Origin of the sequence: Mesorhizobium huakuii (genome assembly GCF_030160235.1) — a bacterium.
GTDB lineage: Bacteria > Pseudomonadota > Alphaproteobacteria > Rhizobiales > Rhizobiaceae > Mesorhizobium > Mesorhizobium huakuii.
The window spans coordinates 1-6,888 of record NZ_BSNY01000028.1 but is presented as its reverse complement, the minus strand read 5'-3'; the positions used below and the strand labels follow the sequence as shown (position 1 = coordinate 6,888).

The following is a 6,888-nucleotide window of genomic DNA, read 5'->3' as shown; positions in this document are numbered from 1 at the left end:
CCCGCCTCGATACGCCGCCCTTCTCAAACCGTCATCACCCATTTTCCGCCATAGCTCGCCGTCAATTGGGGCATGTGCAAGTGACCATTTGTGAGCTTTCACGCTTGGGCACGATCGCATTTGCTCAGCACCGTGACGTACCGATCGACCACAGATTCCGAACGCTTACCGATTCAAGCCAGCGATGTCGGAACGACTTATCTCGACGTAAGGCGAATGCCGCCCAGATCACCCTGGACTTCTCGTTCTAACCTGGCGCTGCATTGGAGGACTCAAGCGATGATGACAGCTTTGCGCCTGTTGTCAGCCGTAGGGCACCTTAGCCACCTCGTGAAAGCAGACATTGCCGCCGACGAGGCTTGACGGTCGCGGTCGCGACTGGCGCAAAGATCAGTCGAGGCTGATCCGCGTTCCCTTGGCGCCGTTGAGCAGCCGCTTGAGATGGAAGCTGGCGAGCTGGTCGTCCGGACATTTGCCGATATGCGCGGCGAAAGCCGTAAGCGCGTTTGCCTCGCCGACCTCCAATCTGCCAAAGGCTTCAAGATAGCTGGCCGTCGAAGGATCATCATACTGCTTTGACGACAAAGGCTCGAACGCGCGCAGCGCCTCGGCCCTGCCGCGCAGCATCAGATCGCCGACCGGCCGTCCGCGGAAGCCATCGACCCTTGCAGCGGCGCTCGCGCTGACGCAGATACGCGTGCCCAGCTGCTTGTTGGCGCTTTCCAGCCGCGCCGCTATATTGATGGTGTCGCCATAGGCCGTGTAGTCGAAGAAGCGGCCTCCGCCGAAATTTCCGACCAGCGCCGGACCTGCATGGACGCCGATGCGGGTGGTACCGACCGCGACGCCCTTGTCGCGCCAGCTATCGCGGAACGATTGCGACAGCGCGTCGAGTTCGAACGCGCAGGCAACCGCGCGGGCCGCATGGTCCTGCTGCTCGCCAGGAGCGCCGAACAGCACATGCAGCGCATCGCCGACGATCTTGGCGACGGTGCCTTCATGGGCGAACACGACGTCGGTCATGCCAGCCAAATAGTCGTTGAGGAGCGCGCCAAGCGTGGCAGGGTCGATCGTTTCCACCAGCGTGGTGAAGCTGGTAATGTCGGTGAACAGCGAGGCGACCTCGCGCCACTGCCCGGCCAGCGCCGACCCGTCCGCGTCGCCGGCCAGCCGCTCGGCTAGATTGGGCGAGAAGTAGCGCGACAGCGATGCATGCGCGCGCTCCGCGACCGCTTGCCGCCTATGCGCCTCGTGCAGCACCTCGCGATGCTTCAAGGTCTTGGCGATCGTGGTCTCCAGGTCGGCAAAGTCGATCGGCTTAGTGATGAAGTCGAAGGCGCCGCGGTTCATCGCAGTGCGGATGTTGGCCATGTCACCGTAAGCGGAGACGATGACCGTCGAAAGCTGCTGCCCCTCGGCCTGCTGCAGCTTCTCCAACAGCGACAGGCCGTCCATGCGGGGCATGTTGATGTCGCACAGCACCATGTCGATGTCGCTGTTGCCGTCGATGACGGACAGGGCGTCCACACCATCGCTGGCGAACAGGAAAATGACCGCGCCGTCGCGGATCTGACGCCGGAACTTCTGGACGATCAAGACCTCAAGGTCGGGCTCGTCGTCAACCACAAGAATGCGCGCCGTCACGCCACCATTCCCAGCCGTGTTTCGATCTGTTGCCTGAGCGCCGCAAAGTCGATCGGCTTGGTCAGCAGCGCTTCGGCGCCGTTCTCCAACACCTTGCGCTTGGTTTCGGCGTCGCCATAAGCGGTGATCATGATGACCGGGACGTCCGGCCGCTGCACCTTGATCTTCGGCAGGAGCTCGAGCCCGCTCATGCCGGGCATGTTGATGTCGGACAGCACCAGGATCAGTGTCACCCCTTCGGCGTGGTCTATCTGCTCCAACGCATCCACCGCCGATTGCGCAAACTCCATGGTGAAGCGGCTGGCTCGGATGTCGCGGCGGAACTGCTGGCGAAACAGCGGCTCGACGTCGGGCTCGTCGTCGACGACCAGAATGAGGAGGCTCATTCTTCACCTCCCGATTTTGCGAGCGAGGCCGCAGCGCGCGGCAGCACAATCCGGAACTCGGTGAACTCGCCTGGCTGGCTGATGACGTCGATCGTGCCAGCATGCTGTTTGACGACGATGTCGTGGCTGAGCGACAGGCCGAGCCCGGTACCCTCGCCGGCTGGCTTGGTCGTGAAGAATGGATTGAACATCTTCTCCTTCACCTCCGGCGGAATGCCGGTGCCGTTGTCGCGGATCCTGATTTCGACACGGTCGCCGAGACTCATGGTGGTGGCGGAGAGCGTCGGCTCATAGCCCGCGCCATTCGCCGCGGCGCTGCGCTTGGCTGTTGCATAAAAGCCGTTGGAGATGAGGTTGAGGAGCACCCGCGTGATCTCCTGCGGGTAGAGATCGACATCCCCCGCCTGCGGGTCGAAATTCCGCGTCAGCGTGACGTTGAAACCCGGCTTTTCGGCGCGCGCCCCGTGATAGGCAAGGTTCAGGCTCTCCTCCACGATGGCATTGATGTCAATCGGACGATGCTCTCCTGAACCCGCGCGCGAATGCAGCAGCATGTTCCTGACAATGGAATCGGCCCGCTTGCCGTGCTGGACCACCTTGTCGAGATTGCTCTTGAGAATGGCTATCAGCTCGCCGACCTCTTCGCGCACGGATGCCTCCAAAGGCGCTCCGGCCAGCACACTGTTCAAATCATCGATGAGTTCGCCGGAGAGCGCTGAGAAGTTGTTGACGAAGTTGAGCGGGTTCTTGATCTCGTGGGCGATACCGGCGGTCAACTGGCCGAGTGAGGCGAGCTTCTCCGTTTGCACGAGGCGGTCCTGCGCGGTCCTCAGATCTTCGAGCGAGCGTGACAATTCGCGGGTACGCTCCTGCACCTCGTCGAACAGCCGAACGTTTTCGATCGCTATGCCGGACTGGTCAGCAAACGTCTCGACGAGCTCGATCTGCCTCGGCGTGAAGTCCCGCACCTGTGACCGCGTCAGTGCGAACACGCCGACTGGCGCGCCTTCGCGCAAGATCGGAACGCATAAAATAGTCCGGTAACCGCCGAGCTTCTGAAGCTGCGTTGCCCCGTAGTCCGGGTCGGCGAGCACGTCCGAAACGTGGACGGCGCGGGCTTCGAGAGCCACCCTTCCGGTGACGCTGTCTCGACCGGCGGCGAAGGGATTGGCTTTGGCGAAAGCCGCGGCTTCAGGCAAATTGCCGTACTCGGCCGACCACCGGTAGAGATCGCCATCACGCTTGAAGATGACGCTCGTGTCCGCGTCGCACAGCTTGGCCGCTGATTCTGCCAGCGTGTCGAGAACCGGCTGCAGGTCGAATGTGGAACGGCTGATCGCCTTCAGAACATCCGCCGTTGCCGTCTGCAGCTGCAGCGATTCGCTCAATTCCGCCGTGCGGGCCTGCACCTCGTCGAACAGACGAACATTTTCGATGGCGATCACTGCCTGGTCGGCAAAGGTTTCGACGAGTTCGATCTGCCTCTCGGTGAAGGGCCGCACCGTCGAGCGGGTGAGTGAGAAAACGCCGATTGGAACCCCCTCGCGCAGCAGCGGCACGGCCAGCACCGTGCGGTATCCGCCGAGCCGCTGTCCTTCCCACAGCGTGTAGTCGGCGTCAGCCAGCACGTCTGGAATCTGGACGGCCTTGCCTTCGAGCAGGACTCGGCCGACCCCGGTGCCGCGCCCGGGGACGTGCACAAAGCCGCTGAAATATTCCTCGAGCTCGGCCGGATAGCCGTAACTCGCAGCCTCGACGAATTTGCCGTCCGTCTCACGCACGATCGAGGCGTTGTCCGCTTCGCACAGCCGGGTCACCGATGCGGCCAGAGCGTCGAGCACTGCCCGGAGGTCGAACGTCGAACGGCTGATCGCCTTCAGCACATCCGCAGTCGCCGTTTGCTGCTGCAGTGACTCGCTCAGTTCCGCCGTGCGTGCCTGTACCTCTTCAAACAGGCGCACATTCTCGATGGCGATCACCGCCTGATCGGCAAAGGTCTGGACAAGTTCGATCTGGCTATCGGTGAAGGGCCCGGGTTCGGGCCGCGTCATTGCGAAGACGCCAATTACCGATCCTTCGCGCATGAGCGGTACACAGAGCACAGCCGAATATCCTCCGAGTCGCGGAGCTTCGGGAAGGCCATGTTCGGTGTCCTTGGTAACATCTGGAATATGGACGACTGCCTTGTCGAGTGCTGTTCGGCCGACCCAGGATTGTCGGCTGATCGGGCTCGGATTCGCCTCTTCATACGCGCGATATTCCGGGGTTTGGTCGTAGCCTGCCGCAAGCCGGAAGACATCGCCGTCCCGCATAAAGATGCCAGACGTTTTCGCACCGCAGAGCCTCACAGCAGAATCGATAAGTGTCTGCAGGACGCTCTCCAGGTCGAATGCGGAGCGGCTTATGACCTTGAGCACATCCGCGGTCGCAATCTGCTGCTGTAATGCTTCGCCAAGCTCGGCGGTGCGAGCCTGCACCTCTTCGAAGAGCCGCACATTGCCGATTGCGATGACGGCCTGGTTGGCGAAAGTTTTGAGAAGGCCAATTTGGCTGTCGCTAAAGGCCCGCGCCTCGATGCGCCGGATCATAAGCGCTCCAATTGCTTTTCCTTCCTGCAACAGCGGCGTGGCGAGAATCGCGCGAAAACCAAGAAGTTGAGCCATCATTCGGGCGCTTGCAAACTCCTCTCCAGCGATGGTCAAGTCGGGAACGTGGACTGGCACCCGATCCAATACGGCGCGGCCGGTAACGATGTCGCGCGCGACCGGCAAGCCGGTGCCGTCAATGGGAATCGGTCCGTGATGCGCTCCCACAGCCAGCCTATCGGAGCGCAGCAGATAGATCGTTGCGTCATAGGCGTCGCAGAGCCGAGCGGCTCCTTCAGCGACGGCGTCCAGCACAGGTTGAATGTCCGTAGGAGAGCCGGCGATCACTTGCAAAATCGCGCCGGTGGCCATCTGCTGTTCCAGCGACTCGGCTAGTTCGCGGTTGCGGGACTCCACCTCTTCGAACAGCCGCACGTTCTCGATCGCGATGACCGCCTGATCCGAAAATGTCTGCACCAGTTCGATTTCGCGCGTACTGAACGGAGAGACCGACGAACGGGCGAGGACGAAGACGCCGGTCACGGCGCCGTCACGCATCAGCGGAACGCCCAGCAGGGTGCGGAAGCCGCCGAGCCGCTGGCCTTCAATGTTGGTATACTCCGGATCGTCGAGAACGTCGGCGATCTGCTCCACAGACCCGCTCTGGGCAACACGGGCGGCAATGCTGCCCCGGCCCGGCGTGACCGGGAGGTTATTCATGTGATCCTGGAATTCTTGGCTCCATCCGATCTGTACCGTCGGCTGCAACACCTCGCCCTGGCGAAGATAGATGTAGCCCATCCCGGAATGACAGAGGTCGGACGCGGACTTCACCAGCGTATGCAGCACGGAATCGAGATCGAACACCGAACTGCTGATCGTCTTCAACACTTCGGCCGTCGCCGTCTGCTGATCCAGCGACTCGGCCAGTTCACGATTGTGCCCCTCGACTTCCTCGATCAGCCGGGCATTCTCGATTGCGATCACGGCCTGGTCGGCGAAGCTCTCGACCAGCTCGACTTGACGCGGTGAAAATAGCCCGATCGTCCGCCGCCCCAAGCCGAATACGCCTATGGTCTCCTGACCCCGCTTCAGCGGAACAGAAAGTACTCCGCGGAAACTGCCCATGACTGCCGCTTCCGGCCTTTCGTATTCCGGGTCTTCAAGCGCGTCCGCCACGTGAATCGTCAATCCCTCCAGTGCGGCGCGGCCCTGGAACGTCCCTCGTCCCACGACATGTGGGTTGGCTCGTTCGTATGCTTGCAGTTCGGCACCTTGCCCGCCGCCTGCCATGAAGCGCAACGTATCGCCAACGCGCAACGTGATTGCGCCCATGTCCGCCCCGGCCAGGCGTATTGCCGAGTCGACCAGCGTCTGCAGTACCGGTTGAAGATCGAAGGCCGACCTGCTAATTGCCTTGAGCACATCGGCGGTCGCGGTCTGCTGCTCCAGCGCCTCGGCGAGATCGCGCGTGCGCGCTTGCACCTCGTCGAACAGGCGGACATTTTCGATGGCGATTACGGCCTGGTCGGCGAAGGTCTTGAGTAACTCGACCTGTTTTTCGCTGAACGGTCTGAGCTCCGTTCGGCGAATGACTAGCGCTCCAATGGCCTCGTCCTCACGCAGCAAAGGGGTGGCGAGAATTGTCCGGTGACCAAGCCGCAGCGCCATCGATCGGCCTGCAGGGAACTCGCCCTCCAGGGCGAGTAGATCATGCACGTGGACCGGCCTGCGATCGATCACGGCGCGGCCGGTGACCCAGTCCCGCGTGATCGGGAAAGTGGCGAAGTCGATCGGGATCGGCCCGTGGTGTGCGCCAATGGCCAGCGATTCGCCATGCCGCAGAAAGATCGCCGCGTCATAGGCGTCGCAGAGTTGTGAGGCGTTTTCGGCGACCGCTTTCAGGACCGTCTGGATGTCGGTGGGCGATGCGGCGATCACCCTGAGGATCGCACTCGTCGCAGTCTGCTGTTCAAGGAGACTGGCGACCTCCGCGGTGCGTACCTGATTTTCTTCGCGCGCCGCTGTCAACTCGGTTCGGAGCGAGCTGATAGTCATCTCAGAGTCGGAGTCAGGCCCTCCCACTGAGGTGCTCCTGTCTTTCTCTGCTCAGTGTCGGCTTTGGCCAGCCTAGCGTCAAGTTTGGTGACCTGCAACGTCCGTTTGTGACGCAGCGCAGCCGCTTGGTGATGCACCTGAGCGTCGGATTTCGGAAGGTGGGTTCAATAGGTCGCCGCAACACTCTTAATCTGAGAGGATGAGGAGGTGTTGCA

General features: G+C 61.9%; 4 protein-coding genes. 1 reads left to right on the top strand and 3 read right to left on the bottom strand.

The window, feature by feature from the left end:
* Nucleotides 1-251 (top strand): hypothetical protein (locus QQK95_RS15490; RefSeq protein WP_284274129.1); only part of this gene is annotated, 251 nt, incomplete at its 5' end.
* Between the two features lie 139 nt (nucleotides 252-390).
* On the opposite strand, the gene QQK95_RS15485 is transcribed toward QQK95_RS15490, so the two are convergent.
* From QQK95_RS15485 to QQK95_RS15475, 3 genes are read right to left on the bottom strand one after another with little or no spacing between them, the layout of a single operon-like run.
* Nucleotides 391-1,644 (bottom strand): adenylate/guanylate cyclase domain-containing protein, encoded by a 1,254-nt coding sequence (locus QQK95_RS15485; protein WP_096454703.1) that lies wholly within the window; start codon nucleotides 1,642-1,644, stop codon nucleotides 391-393.
* On the bottom strand, nucleotides 1,641-2,030 hold the full coding sequence (locus QQK95_RS15480; protein WP_096454701.1) for a response regulator: 390 nt from the start codon (nucleotides 2,028-2,030) through the stop codon (nucleotides 1,641-1,643). Before QQK95_RS15480 ends, QQK95_RS15485 begins: the two co-directional genes overlap by 4 nt.
* Nucleotides 2,027-6,673 (bottom strand): GAF domain-containing protein, encoded by a 4,647-nt coding sequence (locus QQK95_RS15475; protein WP_244748137.1) that lies wholly within the window; start codon nucleotides 6,671-6,673, stop codon nucleotides 2,027-2,029. The genes QQK95_RS15480 and QQK95_RS15475 overlap by 4 nt, the downstream gene beginning before the upstream one ends.
* Between the last annotated feature and the right edge of the window lie 215 nt (nucleotides 6,674-6,888).